This is a genomic window from Microbacterium sp. 16-032 (assembly GCF_041079455.1).
Lineage (GTDB): Bacteria > Actinomycetota > Actinomycetes > Actinomycetales > Microbacteriaceae > Microbacterium > Microbacterium testaceum_A.
Map to the genome: position 1 here is coordinate 134,204 of NZ_JBFYGQ010000006.1, position 19,116 is coordinate 153,319.

General features: G+C 70.2%; 20 protein-coding genes. 7 read left to right on the forward strand and 13 right to left on the reverse strand.

What is annotated here, in order from left to right:
* Positions 1–31: 31 nt before the first annotated feature.
* Positions 32–421 carry a DUF6264 family protein gene (locus AB6V31_RS14285; protein WP_369366422.1) on the reverse strand — a complete coding sequence of 130 codons (390 nt, stop codon included), beginning with the start codon at positions 419–421 and terminating at the stop codon, positions 32–34.
* Positions 422–480: 59 nt separating this feature from the next.
* Between AB6V31_RS14285 and aspS the strand changes: the two genes are divergently transcribed.
* Together aspS and AB6V31_RS14295 are read left to right on the forward strand one after the other, a co-directional pair.
* The gene (aspS, locus tag AB6V31_RS14290) at positions 481–1,818 is read left to right on the forward strand and encodes an aspartate--tRNA(Asn) ligase (RefSeq protein WP_056224215.1); all 1,338 of its coding nucleotides are present in this window, start codon (positions 481–483) and stop codon (positions 1,816–1,818) included.
* Positions 1,819–1,893: 75 nt separating this feature from the next.
* Positions 1,894–2,958 carry an ABC transporter ATP-binding protein gene (locus AB6V31_RS14295; RefSeq protein WP_369366426.1) on the forward strand — a complete coding sequence of 355 codons (1,065 nt, stop codon included), beginning with the start codon at positions 1,894–1,896 and terminating at the stop codon, positions 2,956–2,958.
* Positions 2,959–2,997: 39 nt separating this feature from the next.
* Here AB6V31_RS14295 and AB6V31_RS14300 read toward each other — a convergent pair whose 3' ends face one another.
* The 8 genes from AB6V31_RS14300 to AB6V31_RS14335 all read right to left on the reverse strand — a co-directional run bounded on the left by AB6V31_RS14300 (position 2,998) and on the right by AB6V31_RS14335 (position 8,825).
* Positions 2,998–4,992, reverse strand: a complete 1,995-nt coding sequence (locus AB6V31_RS14300; protein WP_369366428.1) for a hypothetical protein — start codon at positions 4,990–4,992, stop codon at positions 2,998–3,000.
* Positions 4,989–6,761 (reverse strand): S8 family serine peptidase, encoded by a 1,773-nt coding sequence (locus tag AB6V31_RS14305; RefSeq protein WP_369366430.1) that lies wholly within the window; start codon positions 6,759–6,761, stop codon positions 4,989–4,991. Before AB6V31_RS14305 ends, AB6V31_RS14300 begins: the two co-directional genes overlap by 4 nt.
* Positions 6,762–6,870: 109 nt before the next feature.
* Positions 6,871–7,173, reverse strand: coding sequence for a Dabb family protein (locus tag AB6V31_RS14310; protein ID WP_369366431.1), 303 nt, complete (start codon positions 7,171–7,173; stop codon positions 6,871–6,873).
* Positions 7,170–7,448 carry a glutaredoxin family protein gene (locus tag AB6V31_RS14315; protein WP_081349772.1) on the reverse strand — a complete coding sequence of 93 codons (279 nt, stop codon included), beginning with the start codon at positions 7,446–7,448 and terminating at the stop codon, positions 7,170–7,172. Before AB6V31_RS14315 ends, AB6V31_RS14310 begins: the two co-directional genes overlap by 4 nt.
* A 66-nt stretch (positions 7,449–7,514) precedes the next feature.
* Entirely contained in the window at positions 7,515–7,808 is a 294-nt protein-coding gene (locus AB6V31_RS14320; RefSeq protein WP_056224001.1) for a rhodanese-like domain-containing protein, read from the reverse strand.
* Positions 7,809–7,916: 108 nt separating this feature from the next.
* Positions 7,917–8,015 carry an AURKAIP1/COX24 domain-containing protein gene (locus AB6V31_RS14325; protein WP_003792170.1) on the reverse strand — a complete coding sequence of 33 codons (99 nt, stop codon included), beginning with the start codon at positions 8,013–8,015 and terminating at the stop codon, positions 7,917–7,919.
* An 82-nt stretch (positions 8,016–8,097) separates the two neighbouring features.
* A complete protein-coding gene (locus AB6V31_RS14330; RefSeq protein WP_056224003.1) occupies positions 8,098–8,289 on the reverse strand; it encodes a helix-turn-helix domain-containing protein in 192 nt (63 codons plus the stop codon).
* 140 nt (positions 8,290–8,429) lie between these two features.
* Complete coding sequence (locus AB6V31_RS14335; RefSeq protein WP_056224005.1) at positions 8,430–8,825, reverse strand: helix-turn-helix transcriptional regulator; 396 nt, start codon at positions 8,823–8,825, stop codon at positions 8,430–8,432.
* A 68-nt stretch (positions 8,826–8,893) separates the two neighbouring features.
* Between AB6V31_RS14335 and AB6V31_RS14340 the strand changes: the two genes are divergently transcribed.
* Both AB6V31_RS14340 and AB6V31_RS14345 read left to right on the forward strand, forming a co-directional pair.
* Positions 8,894–10,336, forward strand: coding sequence for a TrkH family potassium uptake protein (locus tag AB6V31_RS14340; protein WP_056224007.1), 1,443 nt, complete (start codon positions 8,894–8,896; stop codon positions 10,334–10,336).
* Entirely contained in the window at positions 10,329–11,000 is a 672-nt protein-coding gene (locus tag AB6V31_RS14345) for a TrkA family potassium uptake protein (RefSeq protein ID WP_056224009.1), read from the forward strand. The genes AB6V31_RS14340 and AB6V31_RS14345 overlap by 8 nt, the downstream gene beginning before the upstream one ends.
* 10 nt (positions 11,001–11,010) lie before the next feature.
* Here AB6V31_RS14345 and AB6V31_RS14350 read toward each other — a convergent pair whose 3' ends face one another.
* Positions 11,011–11,298, reverse strand: coding sequence for a DUF1905 domain-containing protein (locus tag AB6V31_RS14350; protein ID WP_369366434.1), 288 nt, complete (start codon positions 11,296–11,298; stop codon positions 11,011–11,013).
* Between the two features lie 2 nt (positions 11,299–11,300).
* Complete coding sequence (proC, locus tag AB6V31_RS14355) at positions 11,301–12,146, reverse strand: pyrroline-5-carboxylate reductase (protein WP_369366435.1); 846 nt, start codon at positions 12,144–12,146, stop codon at positions 11,301–11,303.
* Between the two features lie 123 nt (positions 12,147–12,269).
* On the opposite strand from proC, the gene AB6V31_RS14360 reads away from it, so the two are divergent.
* Entirely contained in the window at positions 12,270–13,382 is a 1,113-nt protein-coding gene (locus AB6V31_RS14360) for an alpha/beta fold hydrolase (RefSeq protein WP_369366437.1), read from the forward strand.
* Between the two features lie 29 nt (positions 13,383–13,411).
* Positions 13,412–14,341: an LLM class F420-dependent oxidoreductase gene (locus tag AB6V31_RS14365; RefSeq protein ID WP_369366439.1), complete on the forward strand. Its 930-nt coding sequence runs from the start codon at positions 13,412–13,414 to the stop codon at positions 14,339–14,341.
* Positions 14,342–14,345: 4 nt separating this feature from the next.
* On the opposite strand, the gene tadA is transcribed toward AB6V31_RS14365, so the two are convergent.
* Positions 14,346–14,777, reverse strand: a complete 432-nt coding sequence (gene tadA, locus AB6V31_RS14370) for a tRNA adenosine(34) deaminase TadA (RefSeq protein WP_369366596.1) — start codon at positions 14,775–14,777, stop codon at positions 14,346–14,348.
* Between the two features lie 88 nt (positions 14,778–14,865).
* Here tadA and upp point away from each other — a divergent pair, with 88 nt between their 5' ends.
* Positions 14,866–15,498 (forward strand): uracil phosphoribosyltransferase, encoded by a 633-nt coding sequence (gene upp, locus AB6V31_RS14375; protein ID WP_056224019.1) that lies wholly within the window; start codon positions 14,866–14,868, stop codon positions 15,496–15,498.
* Here upp and AB6V31_RS14380 read toward each other — a convergent pair.
* Positions 15,483–19,031, reverse strand: a complete 3,549-nt coding sequence (locus AB6V31_RS14380; RefSeq protein ID WP_369366442.1) for a TM0106 family RecB-like putative nuclease — start codon at positions 19,029–19,031, stop codon at positions 15,483–15,485. The genes upp and AB6V31_RS14380 overlap by 16 nt on opposite strands.
* Between the last annotated feature and the right edge of the window lie 85 nt (positions 19,032–19,116).

Below are 19,116 nucleotides of genomic sequence, written 5' to 3' on the forward strand. Positions count from 1 at the left end.
GCGCCCTACCTGGGGGTTGCCCCCGAGCGGATCAGGATGCCGAGACCCCCGCGCCGACGAGCGCGGCCGCGACGAACCACACGGCGGCGATCGTCACGACGGTCACGAGCGGAACCCAGAAGGCGAGGCGGTGACGAACGAGACGCACGATGGAGATGACGACACCGATGATCAGCACGACCCAGGGCGAGACGACCGCGGTCCAGAAGCCGATGTTCATCAGTCCCGTGTCGCAGGTGACCGACCCGCACGCGTCCGCGGCGTAGACGAGGAGCACCCCGGCGTAGGACGCGGCGAGCGCCAGCAGGGGGAGCAGGACCAGCAGCACGATCGTGAGGGCGACATCCCATCCGCGGGCCCTGCGCGCCGTCGGTTCCGGCCGCAGGGTCCGGAACGACTCGGGCGGCATCGAGAAGGTCACGCCCCCATCGTAGGTTCGCGCCCGGTTCGGTGCGGACCACGCACGTAGACTGGTCGATCGTGAGCGAACGCGTCCTGGTCAACCAGCTGAAGTCCCTGCCCGCCGGCCCCGTCGAGGTGTCGGGATGGGTCGAAACCGTGCGCGACCAGAAGAAGGTGCAGTTCGTCGTCCTCCGCGACGAGACCGGCGCCGTTCAGCTCGTGAACCCGGCGACCCGCCCCTCCGAAGAGACGGAGCAGGATGCCGCCGCCCTCGCCCTCACCGAGACGATCGGCGCCCTCGCGACCGGCACGTTCCTCACCGTGCGCGGCGAGCTCAAGCACGACGAGCGTGTGAAGCTCGGCGGGGTCGAGATCAAGGTCGGCGAGCTCGAGATCGCGGCCGCGGCCAACCCCGAGACCCCCATCGCCGCCGACAGCAGCCCCGACAAGCGCATGGACTGGCGCTTCATCGACCTTCGCCAGCGTCGCAACAACCTCATCTTCCGCGTGCAGACCACGCTCGAGCACGCCATGCGCACCTACTGGGTCGAGCGCGACTACATCGAGGTGCACTCCCCGAAGCTGATGGCATCCCCCTCGGAGTCCAACGCGGAGCTGTTCGAGGTGCCTTACTTCGAGGACAAGACGGCCTACCTCGCGCAGAGCCCGCAGTTTTTCAAGCAGATGGCCCAGGTCGCCGGCTTCGGCAAGATCTTCGAGATCGCGCCGGCCTTCCGCGCCGACCCCTCCTTCACCAGCCGTCACGCCACCGAGTTCACTTCGATCGACGCCGAGATCAGCTGGATCGATTCGCACGAAGACGTGGCGCGCATGCAGGAGGAGCTGCTGCACACCGCGTTCCAGGCAGTCGCCGACAAGCACGGCGACGAGATCCGCGAGCTCTTCGGCGTCGAAGTCGAGGTGCCCGCGATTCCGTTCCCGCGCATTCCGCTGGCCGAGGCCCGCGAGATCGTCGCCGCCCGCGGGTACGACATCCCCCGTACCGACGGCGACCTCGACCCCGAGGGCGAGCGTCAGATCGCCGCGCACGTGCGCGAGACCTTCGGCCACCCCTTCGTCTTCATCACGGACTACCACCCCGAGATCCGCGCTTTCTACCACATGCGCGACGAAGAGACCGGGCTCACCAAGTCGTACGACCTGCTCTTCAACGGCGTCGAGATCACCACGGGTGCGCAGCGCGAGCACCGCGTGGACGTGCTGATCGAACAGGCCAAAGAGAAGGGTCTCGACCCCGAGCACCTCGACTTCTACCTCGACTTCTTCCGCTTCGGCGCTCCGCCGCACGGCGGCTTCGGTATGGGGCTCGCGCGCATCCTGATGCTGATGCTCGGCGAGTCGTCGATCCGCGAGGTCACGTTCCTCTTCCGCGGTCCCACCCGCCTCGCCCCGTAAAAGGTTCGAGTGAGCGACGCCCGGGGTTCACCCCCCGGGCGTTCGTGCGTCATGCGTCCTTCCTACCGTGGGCGAATGGTCGCCGTCATCCCCGTGGATCCCCCACCCGCCGGGGAGCGACCGCGCGCGGGCTGGTCCATCACCCTCCACGACGTCACGCGCGAGCGCGCCGGGGTGCCGATCCTCCGCGACATCGATCTCGAGGTGGCTCCGGGCACCATCGTCGCCCTCGTCGGCCCGTCGGGCTGCGGAGCGTCGACCCTGCTGCGCGTGGTGAGCGGTTCGGAACGACCGGATGCCGGCACCGTCCTCGTCGAAGGACGCTCGGGCGCCGCGGCACCCCGCATTCCGGAGGTCCGCGACCGCACCCCTGTGGCGCGGTTCGGACGCGTCCGGGCGGCGATCGTCGCGGCCTCGCGGCACGCCGGCGACGTCGACCCCGACGGCGAGACCGATCGACTGCTGGACCTCGTGGGTCTCGGCACCGCGGACAAGAGCGTGCACCGGCTGTCGCACGGCGATCGGCAACGGTGGGCTCTCGCTCGCGCGCTCGCCTCTCACCCGCGGGCTCTCGTCCTCGACGACGCCCTCGCGGCCCTTCACACGACGGCTCGCGCCGAGACGCGAGACCGACTCGTCCGGGAGCTCCGCGAGCGCGGCGTCACGACACTCTGGGCGACGCGCGACACGGCCGAGGCCGCGGCGGTCGCCGATCACCTCGTCGTCATGGACCAGGGTCGCATCGTCGCCGCGGGCTGCCCGGACGAGGTGTACTCCCGGATTGCGGACACCGCCGTCGCCGAGGTCCTCGGACCGGTGAGCGCCGTACCAGGGATCGTCGAGGGCCTCACCGTCGAGGTGTGGGGTCAGGAACTCCCGCTCGCGGAGTCCGCGCACGACGGTCACTGCGAGGTCGTCGTGCGCCCCGAGAACGTCCTCCTCGTCGGACCCGACTCCCCCGGCGTCGACGGAGTGGTCGAGGAGTCGACCTTCCTCGGCAGCGTCCGCCGTTCGACGGTGCTCACGAGCGACGGCAGTCGCGTCGTCGTCGAGCATGCGCCCGAGCAGCGTCTCGGCGACCGTGACCCCGTGCGTCTCGCTCTCGCGATCGTGCCGGCCGCGGTTCGCCCGATTCACTGAGTGGGCAGGGGCTCCGGGACGCACCCGGAGCCCCTCCCCTCACTCGCGCCGTGTGCGACGGCGTCGGGTGAAGACGATCAGGACGGCACCGCCGACCGCCGCGAACAGACCCGCGCCGATCAGCCCGGGGAGCGCCGACACATTTGCGCCGGTTCTCGCCAGAGGACCAGACGTCGATGCTGCGCCCCCGCCGGCGACGCGCACGTCGTCCCTGCCGATCGGACCGGGGGAGAGCTGTTCCGAAGACGAGCCCCCCGACGGCTGCGGCTGCGGGGCGGGCGACGTGCCGCCTCCCGGATCCGGCGACTGCTGCGGAGCGTCGGCCGTGACGACGCCGACCCGCACGAACGCGCCGAGGCCGCGACGGTCATCCACCTCGAGGGCGACGGCGGTCTGCGCCTGCCCGTCGACCGATTGCGTGTTCAGCGTGATCACCGCCGTGCGCCCCGCGACGGCGAAGCGGGTTCCGGCCGCCACCGCCCCCGCCGGAACCGCCTGCCCGGCCACTGTTCCACCCCCGGTGGTCAGCGTCGTCCCGACCGACGTGACCTCGAGGCGCACGTTTCGCAGCGACACCTCCATCGCCGTTCCGGGATAGAGGACGAGGTCGTCCACTCCGACCGAGGCCGCCGCATCGGAGCTGGCGGTCGCGACGCCGCGGACGGAGATCTGCCCGGCGTACCCGTCGGTCACCGTCTGCTCGTCGGCGCCGCCGGATGCGACGTGCGCGATCTTCGTCTCCCCGGGCGCCGCGACGAAAGCCGGGGCGATCGCCGAGGGACCGGTGGCGTCGACCGCGAAGGCGTATCGCGCGGGCAGCGGCGGCGCGGTGGTCTTCGTCGGCTCGGGCGTAGGGGTGGATCCACCCGCCGCGGCAGACCACCGCACGACCCCGAGGCTGACCGCGGGGTATGCCCCGGTGAGGTCTTCGTAGCGCAGCGCGGTGATCACCACGCTGCCGTCGCTCTGCGCGACGCGCTCGTTCAGGTGCACGCGCACGCGCGGTGCGCCCGTGGCATCCACGCCCGTGTAGAGGTCGGTTCCCGTGTTGATCCAGATGCCGTTGACAAAAACCGCGGATCCGGTGTCGGCGAAGGTCACGCGTGATGAGCCGTCGGCGTCCACGGTGAGACGCAGGCCGTAGACACGCAGGGCCGACCACATGTACTCGCCCACCGACGAGGTGTCCGGCACCTGACGGAACGATCCCACCGAGACCGCGCTCGATCCGTCCGCCGCATGCGCGACGGACACATCCGAGCCCGTCGACGCGGGAGCGGTTCCGCTCACCGTCTGCGTGGAGACCGACCCCTCGGCATCCAGGTGCGGGGCTCCCGGGATGAGGGCAGCACCGCTCGGCGACGTGACGGTGACCCCCGAGACCAGGGCGGGCGACGCCGGAACCGTCGGAGCACAGGCGACGACGCCGAGACGTACACGCCAGATCTCGGACCAGCCCGCTTCCGCCTCGATCCGCAGGGCCGTCACCTGGGCGCGACCGCGGTCGACGGCGCGCTCCCCCACGATGAGTCGCGTCGAGCCCCACGTGTCTGAGGTGGGTAAAGCGACGGTGTACCCCGCCGAGAGCTTCGCCGCGTTCAGGACGTTCTTGCCGTCGACGGTCAGGGTGTCGAACGTCACCGACGTGCTTCCATCCGTCCCGCAGCTGGCGCGGAGCCCGGTGAAGGCGATCGGGACGCGATCACGCAGCTGAAACAGTCCGCTCTCGATCGTCGCCTGTGCGCCGTCGGAAGCTGCTCGGGCGGTCAGACCCGTTGAACGGGTGGTGTTGAGCTTGAGCACATCGCCGGTCTGAGCGAGAGAGTCCTCGACCGTGGCTCCCCTTGTCCATTCGCTCAGGGGGGCGGGCTGCTGGAGCTCGCCGCCGTCGGCATCGAGCATCTGGATGCCGGAGGCCGAGGTCGAGGGGATCGTCGCCGCAGCGTTCGCGGGGACGGCCCCGGCGACGACGGCGGCCGTCACGACCGCGCCGGCGAGGAGGGCGACGAATCGGGTAAGCGGACGCGAGATCACTGGTCTGCTCCGAATCGGTCGAGGAAGTCCGCGCCGTTCGGGATGCCGACGCCGGTCACCGGGTCCCACCCGGTGGCCGATTGGAGGGACTGCGGACGCGTATCCCACAGGTAGAGGGTCTCGAGCCAGAGCTGACCGGTGCCCTTGTCGCGGCGGTACCAGGTACCGGCGGACGCGGGCACGATGTCACGGATCGCGCTCGAGCCGGACAGCCGGTAGAGGAAGGGCGCGGCGAGGCCGACTCTCACCCCCGTGCGCGCCTTCGCGATGGCCACCATGCTCGCTACCATCGGCGTGGCCAGGCTCGTCCCCCCGTGAGCTTCGTACGACACCGCCCCGTCGCGCGGAACGGCCACGGTGAAGCCCGTGTTGGGGTCGGCCAGCGACGCGACGTCGGGGACGAGACGCCCCGATCCGGAGTGGGCGATGCGGTCGCTCTGCCAGCTGGGGCGCGGGTAGAAGGCCGACTCTCCGCCCCCGGCCCCGTAGAGGAAGCCCGGCGGGATGATGCCCCCGTTCTGCGCGAAGCGGGTCTGCACCTCCCATCCGGACTCGACGGCGATGCCGTTGTCGGCGTCGAGGCCGATGCTGGCTCCGCCCACCGCGGTGACGTACGGGCTCGAGGCCGGGGTCGCCACGTCGGTCTCGTCGTGGTGGTCGCCGGCGAGGGAGTAATCGCCGTCGTTGCCGCTCGAGGCGAATACCGACACTCCCCGGGACGCGGCTTCGACGAGGACGCGATTCAGGAGAGTGCGGTCGGCGTCGGTGTCGAGCTCCTCCGGGCCGCCGAACGACAGTGACACCACACTCGGGGTGGTGGGGGCTTCGACCGCGTCGAGGACGCGCAGATAGAGCGTCGCTGCGAGGCAGTCATCGGCACCCCAGTAGACGATGTCGGCGTCCGGCGCCATCGCGCGCACCGCCTGCACGTCGAGGTGCTGCTCGACGGTCCATGCCGACGGACCCCCGCACCGGGTGACGTTGGGATTCGCGGGCGCATGGTGGGTGTACTGGCCGTCGCGCAGCGTCGACAGGCCTTCCCGGGCGAAATACGTGTCGGTGTTGGCGGCGACCGTATCGTCGTCGAAGACACCGACGATCGCCACCGTCGCGCCTGCGCCGCGTGCGTCGGCGGGGAGTCGGTGAACGGCTCGGAGCTGCGTGGGCCCGTACCCGCACAGGGCGTTGGAGCGATGCTCGACCTGAACCGACGAGGGCCATGACGACGAGAGCGTCTGCCCCCAGTACGCGGCGCAGTCGTCGCCTCGCACGGGCGCGGGGTCCACGCTGGGGTTCATGGCATCGGTGTCGACGAGGCCGGCGACGGACTCGATGGCGCTTCCCTCGCGGGGGACGGACAGATCACGGGTGGGAGCGACGGCCGCGCGCCCGTCCACGGTCGTCTGACCGAACGCGGTGTCGAACGCCGACGCGAACGCCGATGCCGACCCGGTCACCGAGAGCGCGCGGATGCTCTCGCGGTCGCGGACGACATCGATCCCGACGGCCTGGAGCCACGAGCGCGCCGCGCTCACCTCCGCGGGGGTTGCCGAGTCGGCGAGGAGGACGGTGGCCGACAGGCGTGCATCGAGGGCGACCTCGGGGGCGGCTGATGCCCATCCGGGAGCAGTGGCGGCGAGGGTTCGTCGCCCGTCGGTGGGGCCGGCCGGCGCAGCGGGCGGGGCGCTGCAGGCGGTGGAGAGGGTTGCCGCTGCGATCAACAGGGCGGCCAGGGAAGTCGTCTGTCGACGACGGAGGCGTGCGGGCATGGACAGCTTTCTCGGTCGGGGGCTCAGGTGAACCGATCGAGAGCTTATCGATAATGAGAACCGTTATCACAAACGGGCGATGAAAAACGGCTCGGGGAGCTCAGCCGACTCAGAACGGGTAGTCGACCGTAGAGCGCTCCGCCACGACGGAGCGGACGAACGCCGCAGCCTCCTGGTGAGCGGGGTGCACCTGGTAACGCTCGAGCGCATCGACGTCGGCGAACTCGCTGACCAGAGCGACGTCCCAGTTCGACTGCGGGTTGACGATGTTGCGCCCCACCTCGATGTGCTGGATGTCGTCGATCACGGGAGCGAGGGCGAGCAGGCGCTCGGCGATCTGCTCGGCGTGCAGGGCACGCGTGTCGGCGTCGTCAGCAGACAGCTTCCACAGGACGATGTGACGGATGCTCACGCGGAGGCTCCTTGGGTGTCTGCCGCGAGGAGAGCGGCGCGAAGTCGGTCGGCGGACACGCGCCAGTGGGCGTGCAATTCGCCGTCGATGAGGACGACCGGGATCTTCTCCCACCACTTCTCGTAGAGGGCGGCGTCGTCGGCGATCGAGGCCTGTTCGATGGTGACGCGGTCAGCGGCACCCTCGGGGAGCTCGGCGACGACGGTCTCCACGATCTGCTCCGCCACGTCGCAGAGGTGGCAGTCGGGCTTACCGATCAGCGTGAGGGTCGTCACCCTCCCCATCCTAGGAGGCGGGGGAACGACGGGCCGCGGCGTGCGCCGCGTGTGTCCGCGGACCGATCAGGACTCGACGTCGTATCCCGCGGCGATCCAGTCGCCCGTGCCGCCCTCGACGTTCGTGGCGTCGTGGCCGCGCGCCGACAGTGCCTCGACGACCCTCGCCGAGCGGCCGCCGGCCTGGCAGATGACGTCGAAGGGCTCGCCCGGAAGCTCGTCGAGGTGCTCGCCGATCGTGGACATCGGCAGGTTCACCGCGCCGGGAACGTGTCCCGCGGCGAACTCGTGCTCCTCGCGCACGTCGATCAGGGGACGCTGGCGCCCCGCGTGCAGATCGTGGACCGAGATGGACTGCATGCTTTCCTCCGAGGAAGACGGTCGAGACGGTTCGGCGGCGCGAGATCGTCGCGCCGGATACACGAAGCGCCCGTCACGAATCGGACAGGCGCTCGGTGTGGTGGCCGCTTACTTCTTGTTGCGGCGCTGGTGACGAGTCTTGCGAAGCAGCTTGCGGTGCTTCTTCTTCGCCATGCGCTTACGGCGCTTCTTGATGACAGAACCCACGGAAAACCTCACTAAGTCGGGGTCTGGGTGCCGATTTCGGCCCCCGGGAACAGCAGGCGTTGGAAAAAAGCCTCGGATCAGTCTAGCCGACGTCGGACACCGGTCGTTGCACGGCTTCGGCGACCGCCGATTCCGGCACCCGGTAGCTGCGTCCGAAGCGCACCGCCGGCAGTTCTCCCGCGTGCACGAGACGGTAGACTGTCATCTTCGACACGCGCATGAGCTCTGCGACCTCGGCGACCGTCAGAAACCGCACGTCCGGCAGCTCGGCCATCGCTCACCCCTCGTTCCGGGTGAACTCACCCTCCTGATGCTGTGCACACTCTAGGGTCTGGCCGGGACGGCTGTAAACCTATGGGCCCACTGTGACGAATGTGATTCACGGATGCCGGAAATCCGCGGCATCCATCGTCGTCATCGCCCCGGGAGCTTGCGGAACGCGGTCGAGAAGGAGTGCTTCACCGATGCGGCAGCGCGCCCCACCACCTCGGCGGCGTGCATCGCGGATTCGGGGAGCGCGGGTTCGTTGTCGTCGTCGATCGAGAAGAAGGGCACGAGCCAATCGTCGACCTCGTCGAGGGGCGCGACCGCGAGGCTGTAGTAGCGGTGCTGGCCCTCTTCGCGGACCGAGACGAGCTCGGCCTCGCGCAGCACCTTGAGGTGCTTGGACACGGTGGGTTGACTCACCCCGAGTGCCGCGACGATCTGCGACACGCTCGTTCCGCGTTCGCCACCGGTCGCCCGGTCGAGGAGCAGCTGAAGGATGTCGCGACGCGTTCCGTCAGCGATCACGTCGAAGATGTCCGCCATGGCATCAGATTAGCGGCGCCCCGGCCCGAGTACCATGATTCGGGTTCGGGCACCGAAGGGAGCGGCGCATGGCGGCGACGCCGAACGAGGCTCGACTGGCCGTGCGACTGCGTCGCATCGCCTACGAGGCATGGGATCGTCTGCGCAACCTGACGACCGCCTCACCCGCGCGATTCGCGGTGCTCGTGTTCGTCACGCTCATCGCGCTGTTCACCGCGCTCTTCTCGCTGCCCGCGGCGTCTGCGACGGGCGAACGCATCGCCTTCGCCGACGCTCTGTTCACCGCGGTGTCCACGATCTGCGTGACGGGCCTGTCGACGCTGAACATGTACTCCGACTTCTCGCCCTTGGGGCGCGTCATCACCTACATCGGCGTCAACGTCGGCGCCCTGGGTGTCCTGACCCTCGCCTCGATCCTCGGCCTGGTCATCTCGAAACGCCTCGGGCTGCGCGCCAAGCTGATCGCCGCGGGCGACAGCAACCCCCTGCGGGTCCACGGCGGGCCGGTGAACGAGGGCCAGACCGTCCGGCTCGGCGAGGTCGGCCAGCTGCTGCGGACGGTGGCCCTGTCCACCCTCGTCATCGAGGCGGGCTTGACCGTCCTCATCTACCCCTCGCTCATCATCGGCGGGATCAATCCGCTCGTGGCCCTGTGGGAGGCGCCGTACTACGCGGCGATGGCGTTCACGAACACCGGCTTCGTCCCCAACGCCGACGGCCTCACGCCCTTCGCGCAGGACTACTACCTGCTCACCGTGCTGATGGCCGGGGTCTTCCTCGGCTCGATCGGATTCCCGGTCATCTTCACGCTGTGGCGCCACTATTGGCGGTTCCGCCTGTGGTCGCTGCACGCGAAGCTCACGATCATCACCACGGTCGTGCTGTTCTTCGCCGGTGCCGGCGTCATTCTGCTGTTGGAATACGACAACCCCCTCACATTCGGCAGCATGGATGCGTGGGACACCACGTTCCAGGCCTTCTTCCTCTCGGCGATGACCCGGTCGGGCGGATTCAGCGTCATCAACATCGGCGATCTGAACGGCGCCACCCTCATCGTCGGTTCGATGCTCATGTTCGTCGGCGGCGGTTCGGCCTCCACCGCGGGCGGTATCAAGGTCACGACGCTGGCGGTCCTCGCCCTCGCCGTGTTCTCGGAGGCGAAGGGGCGCCCGTCGGTGCAGGCGTTCGGCCGCCGCATCCCGAGCGACGTGCAGCGCGTCGCGCTCTCCGTCGTCGCGTGGGGGGCCACGATCGTCGCGATCTCGACCGTGACCATCAGCCGGATCACCGACGCTCCAATCGAACACGTGCTCTTCGACGTCGTCTCGGCCTTCGCCACGGTGGGCCTGTCGACGGGGCTCACCGCCGAGCTTCCCGAGGCCGCCAAGTACGTGATGGCCGCCACGATGTTCATGGGGCGCATTGGTACAGTGACACTCGCTGCGGCAGTGGCTGCGTCCTCCCGGTCGCAGCTGTACGCGCTCCCCGTGGAAAGGCCCATCGTTGGTTGAACGCATCCGCAGTGACGCCCCCGTCCTGGTGATCGGCCTCGGGCGCTTCGGCGCCGCGTGCGCGGGTGAACTGGACCGCCTCGACCGCGAGGTGCTCGCCGTCGACGGCAACCTCGAGCTCGTCCAGAAGTGGTCGGAGCGCGTCACGCACGCCGTGCAGGCCGACGCCCGTAACATCGACGCCCTGCGCCAGATCGGCGCCCAGGACTTCCAGGTCGCCGTCGTCGCGGTCGGCTCGCTCATCGAGGCGTCGGTGCTCATCACGGCCAACCTCGTCGACCTCAAGGTGCCGCAGATCTGGGCCAAGGCCGTGTCGCAGTCGCACGGCAAGATCCTCGCCCGCGTCGGTGCGAACCACGTGATCTACCCCGAAGCCGAAGCCGGAGAACGCGTCGCCCACCTCGTGAGCGGCCGCATGCTCGACTTCATACGCTTCGACGACGACTTCGTCCTGGCCAAGATGTACCCGCCCAAGCTCGTCCGCGGGGTGGGTCTGAACGAGTCGGGCGTCCGCTCGAAGTACAACGTCACGGTGGTCGGGGTGAAGAGCCCGGGCAGGCCGTTCCGCTACGCCGAGGCGAACACGGTCGTCACCAACCACGACCTCATCATCGTGTCGGGCACGAACTCCGACATCGAGCGCTTCGCCTCGCTCGACCGCTGAGTCGACGCGCTCAGGCGTCGATGTCCAGGGTCAGCTCGACCTCGTCGTCGACGCCGAGGCCCTCGGCATCCTGCAGTGCTTTCTTCACCGGCACCACGTACCCGCCGTCCTTCGGCCAGAGCGAGGTGGTCACGGTGGTGCGGCCGATCGTGACGGACGCGGGGATCATCCCCCACCCGTAGGTGACGACCGTGGCGACCTCTGCGATCATCGCCGCCTCCGCCGGGGGCACCGAAACGAAATGGAACGGCGCGGGGCCGCGCCAGTACCAGATCGTCCCGGTGAACCGCAGGCGCATGGTCAGTTGCCCGCGGCCAGTTCTTTCGCCCGGGCGAGGGCTGCTTCGGCGGCGGTGGTGAAGGTGTCGTCGAGACGAGCGTCCTGCAAGACGGCGACGGCGCGCTCGGTGGTGCCCTTCGGGCTGGTCACGCGGCGGCGGAGCTCAGCGGGATCCACCTCTGCGGATGCCATGAGCGCGGTCGCTCCGATGAAGGTCTGCTCCGCGAGCAGACGCGCCTGATCGTCGTCGAACCCCATCCGCACGGCGGCCTTGGTGAACTCCTCGACGAGCAGGAAGACATAGGCGGGACCGGAGCCCGAGATGGTCGAGAGGGCGTCGATCTGCGACTCGGGGACTTCGAGCACCGAACCCACGGTCTCGAAGAGGGCTCGGACCACCGCGACGTCGTCGGCGGACGCCGCGGACCCGGCGGCGAGCCCCGTCACGCCCTGGCCGACGAGGGAGGGGGTGTTCGGCATCGAGCGCAGGGTGGAGACGCCCTCGCCGAGGTGAGTGGCGAACGTGTCGAGGGTGACTCCCGCCGCCAGGCTCACCACGATCGCGCCGGGTCGCAGGTGCGGGGCGATCTCGTCGAGCAGGTCGGGCACCATCGCGGGCTTCACGCCCACCAGCACGATGTCGGCGGCGGCCGCGGCGTCGGTGTTGCCCGCGGGATTGACCTCGAGCGCGACACTGGTCACCCCGGAGAGCTCGGCGAGCTCGGCGGCCTTGGCGACGGAGCGGTTGGTGGCCGTCACCCCGCCCTCGGTCAGGCCCGCGGCGACGAGACCGCGGAGGATCGCTCCTCCCATGGAACCGGCTCCGAGGATCGCGATCGGGGGCAGCGAGGTCGTGGCATCCGTCATAGGCCACAGTTTACGAACCCGTCGCCGATGGCGGGGGCAAGCCTGAGTGCGACCGATAGGGGCGCGCGTTAGAGTCGGAAAACGGTGTGCCGGAGCACCGGCGAGCGACACGGAGGACTAGCGATGACTCTCTTCGACGGCATCACCGCGCGCCTGGTCGAGACCGACCGGCTGGGTGTGAACGTGCTCGAGCGCGTCGGTGACGACCCCTCCACCTCCCCCGAGCACACGGTGGTCTTCGTGCACGGCAACGTCGCCTCCTCGCTGTTCTGGCAGGAGATCATGCAGGACCTGCCGAGCGAGCTGCGGGTGATCGCGGTCGACCTGCGAGGCTTCGGTCGTACCGAGCACAGCCCGGTCGATGCCACGCGCGGTGTCCGCGATTTCAGCGACGACCTGCACGCGACGCTCGAGGCTCTCGGCATCTCCACCGCCCACCTCGTCGGCTGGTCGATGGGCGGAGCCGTCGTGCTGCAGTACGCGCTCGATCACCCCGTCCTGTCACTGACCCTGCAGTCGCCGATCTCGCCGTACGGGTTCGGCGGCACACGTCGCGACGGCTCCCGTCTGAGCGACGAAGACGCGGGCGCGGGCGCGGGCGCGGCGAACCCCGACTTCATCCAACGCCTCATCGACCACGACACCACCGACGGGGCCCCCACCTCTCCCCGCTCCGTGTTCCGCAGCAGCTACGTCGCCGACGGCTACCGGAGCGAACACGAGGACGTCTGGGTCGAAGCGATGCTGTCGACGTCCACGGCCACCGGCAACTACCCGGGCGATTCGGTCACCACCTCGACCTGGCCGGGCTTCGCCCCCGGGACGACGGGAGTGCTGAACGCCCTCGCGCCGAAGTACTTCGACGTCTCGGGCATCGTGGACCTCGCCGCGAAGCCGCCGATCCTGTGGATCTACGGCACCGCCGATGCGATCGTCTCGGACACCTCGTTCTCGGACGTCAACCACCTCGGCGCGCTCGGCGTGGTCCCCGACTGGCCCGGCGTCGATGTCGCGCCCGCGCAGCCGATGGTCTCGCAGACGCGCGATGTGCTCTCGTCCTATGCGGAGAAGGGCGGCGAGGTCGCCGAGGTGCCCGTCGAGGGCGCCGGACACTCCGTGCACCTCGAACGCCCCGCGGTGTTCCGTCAGGCTCTGCTGACCCACATCGGCTACGTCGGTCGCCCCGCCGACCCGGCACCCCCGACCGAGGCGATCATCCTGCGCTCGGCCGACTGACCCATCCCCGACCCGCCCCGGAGGTCCCCGTGGAGTACTGCCTGTTCACCGAGCCCCAGCAGGGCTTCTCCTACGATGACCAGCTCGCTTTCGCGCGCTCCGCCGAAGAGCACGGTCTCGACGGGTTCTTCCGGTCGGACCACTACCTGCGCATGGGCGAGGGAGATGCGCGCCCCGGCCCCACCGACGCGTGGACGACGCTCGCCGGCCTCGCCCGCGAGACCTCGCGGATCCGCCTGGGCACCCTCGTGTCGTCCGTGACCTACCGGGTCCCGGCGATCCTCGCGATCCAGGTCGCCCAGGTCGACGCGATGTCGGGCGGCCGCGTCGAGCTGGGGCTCGGAACGGGGTGGTTCGAGCGCGAGCACCGCGCCTACGGCATCCCGTTCCCGCCCAAGCGCTTCGATCTGCTCGAAGAGCAGCTCCAGGTCGTGACGGGTCTCTGGTCGACCCCGGATGCCGACACCTTCACGTTCCACGGCGAGCACTACGACCTCGACGAGGCGCCGGCGCTCCCGAAACCGGTGCAATCCCGGGTTCCGGTGATCGTGGGCGGGGGCGGCCCGAAGCGCACCCCCGCACTGGCCGCGAGGTACGCCACTGAGTTCAACATCGGGTTCGTCTCGGAGGACGTCGTGGCCGAGAAGTTCGCCGTCGTGCGCGCCGCGTGCGAAGCGATCGGGCGGGACCCGGGCACGCTGAAGCTCTCGGTGGCGCTTCCGACCGTCGTCGGGGCGGACGACGCCGAGATCGACCGCCGCCTCGACGCGATCGGCCGCACCCGCGACCAGTTCGACGACGGGGCGAACATCGTCGGCACTCCCTCACAGGTCGCCGAGAAGGTCGAGCGGCTTCGCGGGCTGGGCGCCGAACGGGTCTACTTCCAGCTGATGGACCTCCGCGACGTCGATCACGCCGACCTGATCGGCGCGGAGGTGCTTCCGCTCCTCCCCCGCTGAGTCGTCAGCGGCGGCCCTCGAAGAACGCGCGCAGCCGGTCCGAGGCCCCTTCCTCCTCGACCCCGCCGACGACCTCGACGCGATGCGGAAGCCGCCGGTCGCGCAGAACGTCGTACAGGGAGCCGGCGGCTCCGGCCTTGGCATCCCACGATCCGAAGACGACCCGCTCGATGCGCGCCTGGAGGATCGCACCGGCGCACATGACACACGGCTCGAGGGTGACGACCAGGGTGCAGTCGGCCAAGTGCCACGTGCCCAGGCGGCGGGCGGCTTCGCGCAGGGCGACGACCTCGGCGTGAGCCGTCGGGTCCCCCGTGACCTCGCGCAAGTTGCGGCCTTCGCCGATGACCTCGCCCGCGGCATCCACGACCACGGCGCCCACCGGGACGTCGCCGTCGACCGCTGCGGCATCGGCGAGGGCGAGGGCGCGCCGCATCGCGGTGAGGTCGCGGGCGGTGGGCGTCACGGGGTCTCCGGTGAAAGACGGGCGGTGGTCTGCGGGTGGAGCGGTTAGCCTTGAGCCTATGCGTGTCCACGTCGCCGACCACCCGCTCATCACCCACAAGCTCACGGTGCTGCGTGACGTGCAGACGTCGTCGCCGGTGTTCCGCCAGCTCACCGAGGAGCTCGTGACGCTCCTGGCCTACGAGGCGACCCGCAACGTGCGCGTCGACCCGATCGAGATCCAGACTCCGGTCACCACGACCATGGGCGTCAAGATCAGCGAGCCCCGTCCGATCGTCGTCCCGATCCTGCGCGCCGGGCTCGGCATGCTCGAGGGCATGGTGAAGCTTCTCCCCACCGCCGAGGTCGGCTTCCTCGGCATGGTGCGCGACGAAGAGACCTTCGAGCCGACGACCTACGCCGAGCGCCTTCCCGACGACCTCAGCGACCGCCAGTGCTTCGTGCTCGACCCGATGCTCGCCACCGGCGGCTCGCTCGGCGCGGCCATCAACTTCCTCTTTGCGCGCGGCGCGCAGGACGTCACCGCGATCTGCCTGCTCGGAGCCCCCGAGGGTGTCGCGGCGATCGAGAAGCAGGTCGAGGGGCACGACGTGACCCTCGTGCTCGGCGCCGTCGACGAGCGCCTCAACGAGAAGGGCTACATCGTGCCCGGCCTCGGCGACGCGGGCGACCGCCTTTACGGCACGGCCTGAGCGCCCACCAACCGTGCGAAGCCGCTGAGCCGCGCGACCCCCTCGGGGGTCCGCGGGAGGTCGTCGAGCAAAGCGGGTGAGTACACCACGTAGGCGGCCTGCATCGCTCGCGAGATCGCGACGTTGATGCGGTTGCGCAGCAGGAGGAACTCGAGCCCGCGGGGGGCCTCCCGCCCCGATGAGGCGGCGAGCGTCAGGATCGCCACGACCGCCTCCTTTCCCTGGAACCGATCGACCGTGCCGACCGGGACGTCGGCGAAGCCAGCCGCGGCCAGCGCCTCCTCGACGGCGACCTGCTGGGCGTTGTACGGGGTGATGACGATGATGTCGTCGGACCGGAGCGCGCGAGGTTCGTGCACGGTGGCGGCATCGCCCGCCCCTCCCTCGGCTCCGGTCCATTCACGTCCGACGAGCTCGGCGACCAATCGGGCGACCTCGGCGGCCTCTTCGCTCGAGAACGTCGCATTTCCGCTGTGGCGCACCGGGACCACGTGCACCCCCGGTTCGACGCCGTCGAGGCGGCGCCGAGCGGTGGAGGGGTGCGCGGCGAGGCGACCCTCGTACGACAGGCGTGACACCGGCTCGGCGACGGCGGGGTGCATGCGGCGCGTGCGGGCGAGGAAGTAGCCGAACTCCTCGGGCACCACCTCGGCTCCGTCGATGATCCACCCGAGCGCCGAGGTGTCGACGGGCTCGGGGTGCGTGCCCTGACTGACCTGCGGCAGCTGCTGGGGGTCGCCCAGCAGAAGAAGGCGCCGCGCCGCGAGCGACACCGCGATCGTGGACGCGAGCGAGAACTGCCCCGCTTCGTCGATCACCAGCAGATCGAGACTTCCGCGGGGGATCCGGGTCTCGTGGCTGAAGTCCCACGCGGTCCCGCCGACGACGAAACCGGTCGCGGCGTTCTCGCCGGTGAACGCCGCGATCCCGTTCTTCGGCAGAACGGTGAAGGAGTGCGAGACGCCCGGGTCCTTCGGCGCTTTCCCGACTCGGGATGCCGGCACCCCCGCCGCGATGACCTGATCGAGCATGTGCTCGACGGTCGCGTGCGACTGCGCCACGACCCCGACGCGGTACCCGCGATCGGCGACGAGGCGGGCGATGACGTGGGAGCCGACGTAGGTCTTGCCCGTGCCGGGAGGGCCCTGCACGGCCAGGTAGCTGTTGTCCAGGTCGGCCACGCTCCGAGCGATCGCCGCCACGTCGTCGTCGCCGCCGCGGCCGTCGATGCTGGTGACCGGGGCGAGAGCGCCCGAGAGCGTCCGCGGTGGGACCCGGCGGAGGATGTCGGCCGCGGCTCCCTGCGGGATCGCCGGGGCCGCCGCGAGGACGGCGTCGGCCCACGCGTCGATCGCCTTCTGCTGATTGCCGGCGCGGGGCGGCGCGGGTGGGGTGAGGGCGAGTGGCAGGTCGTCCCAGGTCACTCCGTCGGCGGCGATCTCCTCGACGATCGCCCCGTCGTCGAGGACCTCGCGAACGGTCGTGCGGCGCGCACCGTGGATCCACCGCGGCCGTGTCTCGAGCGGGAACGGAGCGGGCAGATCGTAGACCGCGAAAGGTTCGGCGTCCGCGCTCAGGCGCGTCCCGGGGGCGACCTCACCGCGAAGCTCGACGAGTCGGCGCTGCGAGCCCCGGCCCGACTCGGGGACATGCCAGTCGGCGACCACCCGCGAACGTGCCGCATCGATCACCACGACGTCACGCGTGTCCTCCCACACCGACAGCGGCTCGCGCAGGCGCAGGAAGTGCGTGGCCCAATAGGTCTTCTCTTCGCGCGGGTAGTAGTCGATGGCGGCAGCGGCGAGACGGAGCGCCGTCGCATCGGGCTCGGCGGCGTCGGCCGCCCACCTCTGCAGGGCTGTGGCGCGCGGCGAAGGCTCATACGCCTGTTCGTCGGGCTCGGCGCCTCGCGCCGGGACGGCGCCCGACTCGCGGGCACGCTCGACCAGCCAATCGCGTAGTCGCCGGGTCGACACGCAGTCGTAGCGGTTGTAGTCGGCGAGATCGTCGAGCACGCGTTGCGCGGCGGTCGTGTCGCCGTCGGCGGCGAGCGCGCGGGCCTCGACGTACTTCACGATGGAGTCGTCTCCGCGCTGGACGTCGCTGGTGCGCACCTCATCGCCCATGTAGAGGGGCTCGAGCTTCTTGATCGAATACGAGCGCGAGCCGACCCGCAGGGCTCGCCGGACGACCGGGTACAGGTCGACGAAGACGCCGTCGCGCAGGAGCCGATCGACGTCCGCCTCTCGAACTCCGTAGCGAGCCGCCATCGTGAGCAGATGGGTCGGTTCGTAGGGGGCGTAGTGGTAGATGTGCATGCCCGGGTACTGCTGACGGCGTAGCGCCACCATGTCGAGGAAGCGCTCGAGGGCCGCTCGCTCCTCGTCGAAGGTGTGCGCCCACAGGGCCCCGTAGGTTTCGCGAGAGTCGACCCAGCCGAAGAGGTAGTCGATGCCCCAGTGCTCACCGACCCCCTCGGTGTAGAGCGGGTCGCCCTCGAAGTCGAAGAACAGGTCGCCGTGGTCGGGCCGGGGAAGCACCCCGAGCGACTTCGGCGCGACGACCTCGAACGTCGGCACGGCGGAGGCGGGGGCATCGCCGCCCGGGACCCCCGCCGGACTCTCGAGCTGCAGACGCGCCTGCGTACGGAGTGACGCGAAGGTGTCGGCACTCATCGCGGCGGGAGCGGTCGGAGCAGACGCCAGCTGGTCGATGGTCTCGATGCCGCCGGCACGGAGCCGATCGCGCTGGACGGGGCGCATGCCGGCGACCAGAAGCAGGTCGCGGTGCGCGACGACCTCGAGCTCGCACGTCGCGCACCGGCCGCATGCGATGACCCCGAGATCGCCCCGCGCATCGCCCCAGGCGATTGCCGGCCCGGCGACGCCGAGCTCGACCCTCCGGTCGGCGATCAGCGCGCGCAGGCGCTCCCGGCGCAGACCGAAGACCGGGAGGAGGTCGTCGACGCGGTGCGTGCTCGTCGAGCCGTCGCCGAGCAGCAACTGCACCTCGTCCGCGCGCGGGACGCCGAGACGATCGAGCTGATCCACGTAGGCGGCGAGCTGCATGAGCGCGGTCACCCGGGCCCGACGCGCGAGCTTCGTGTCCTGCACGATCCACCGACGCGTTCCCTCGGGCGACGCGTCGGACTCGCGGACGAGGAAGTCGGCGAACCCCACGAACTCATCGGTGGCGAAAGCGGCCTGGTACACCACCTCGACGGACGGGTCGGCCAGAGCCTCGTCGGTGAGGCGCACGGCTTCGGCGAGGGCCTGGGCGTCGGACGATCGGGCCGCCGGGATCTCGCGCACCGCCGCGCCGAAGCGGGCGCGGTCATCGTCGAGCACCCGCAGCTCGTGCGCCGTGCCCAGGCGGGCCGCGCGTTCGAGGGTGGCGTCCTCGGGGTCGTCGACGGGCGCGACGCGACCGATCTTCGCGTCGATGGCGCGCAGCCACGCGAACTCGCACTCCGCCGCCGCCTTGAGGTCGCTGGCGCTCCAGACGATCCGCGCCTCCTGCTCGATGTACCGCATGGTCCTCAACGCTAATCGGGGCCACCGACATCCGGTTCCGCCATCCACAGGCCGGCCTCCTCTCGCAATCCGACCGCCCGGTGTC

Bases quoted from the DNA above. Each gene is read 5' to 3' on its own strand.
- AB6V31_RS14305 (WP_369366430.1), bottom strand. From the start codon at position 6,761: ATGCCCGCACGCCTCCGTCGTCGACAGACGACTTCCCTGGCCGCCCTG.
- tadA (WP_369366596.1), bottom strand. From the start codon at position 14,777: ATGCGGCGCGCCCTCGCCCTCGCCGATGCCGCAGCGGTCGACGGCGAC.
- proC (WP_369366435.1), bottom strand. From the start codon at position 12,146: ATGACGGATGCCACGACCTCGCTGCCCCCGATCGCGATCCTCGGAGCC.
- AB6V31_RS14295 (WP_369366426.1), top strand. From the start codon at position 1,894: ATGGTCGCCGTCATCCCCGTGGATCCCCCACCCGCCGGGGAGCGACCG.
- AB6V31_RS14330 (WP_056224003.1), bottom strand. From the start codon at position 8,289: ATGGCCGAGCTGCCGGACGTGCGGTTTCTGACGGTCGCCGAGGTCGCA.
- upp (WP_056224019.1), top strand. From the start codon at position 14,866: ATGCGTGTCCACGTCGCCGACCACCCGCTCATCACCCACAAGCTCACG.
- AB6V31_RS14360 (WP_369366437.1), top strand. From the start codon at position 12,270: ATGACTCTCTTCGACGGCATCACCGCGCGCCTGGTCGAGACCGACCGG.
- AB6V31_RS14335 (WP_056224005.1), bottom strand. From the start codon at position 8,825: ATGGCGGACATCTTCGACGTGATCGCTGACGGAACGCGTCGCGACATC.
- AB6V31_RS14350 (WP_369366434.1), bottom strand. From the start codon at position 11,298: ATGCGCCTGCGGTTCACCGGGACGATCTGGTACTGGCGCGGCCCCGCG.
- AB6V31_RS14320 (WP_056224001.1), bottom strand. From the start codon at position 7,808: ATGCAGTCCATCTCGGTCCACGATCTGCACGCGGGGCGCCAGCGTCCC.
- AB6V31_RS14380 (WP_369366442.1), bottom strand. From the start codon at position 19,031: ATGCGGTACATCGAGCAGGAGGCGCGGATCGTCTGGAGCGCCAGCGAC.
- AB6V31_RS14340 (WP_056224007.1), top strand. From the start codon at position 8,894: ATGGCGGCGACGCCGAACGAGGCTCGACTGGCCGTGCGACTGCGTCGC.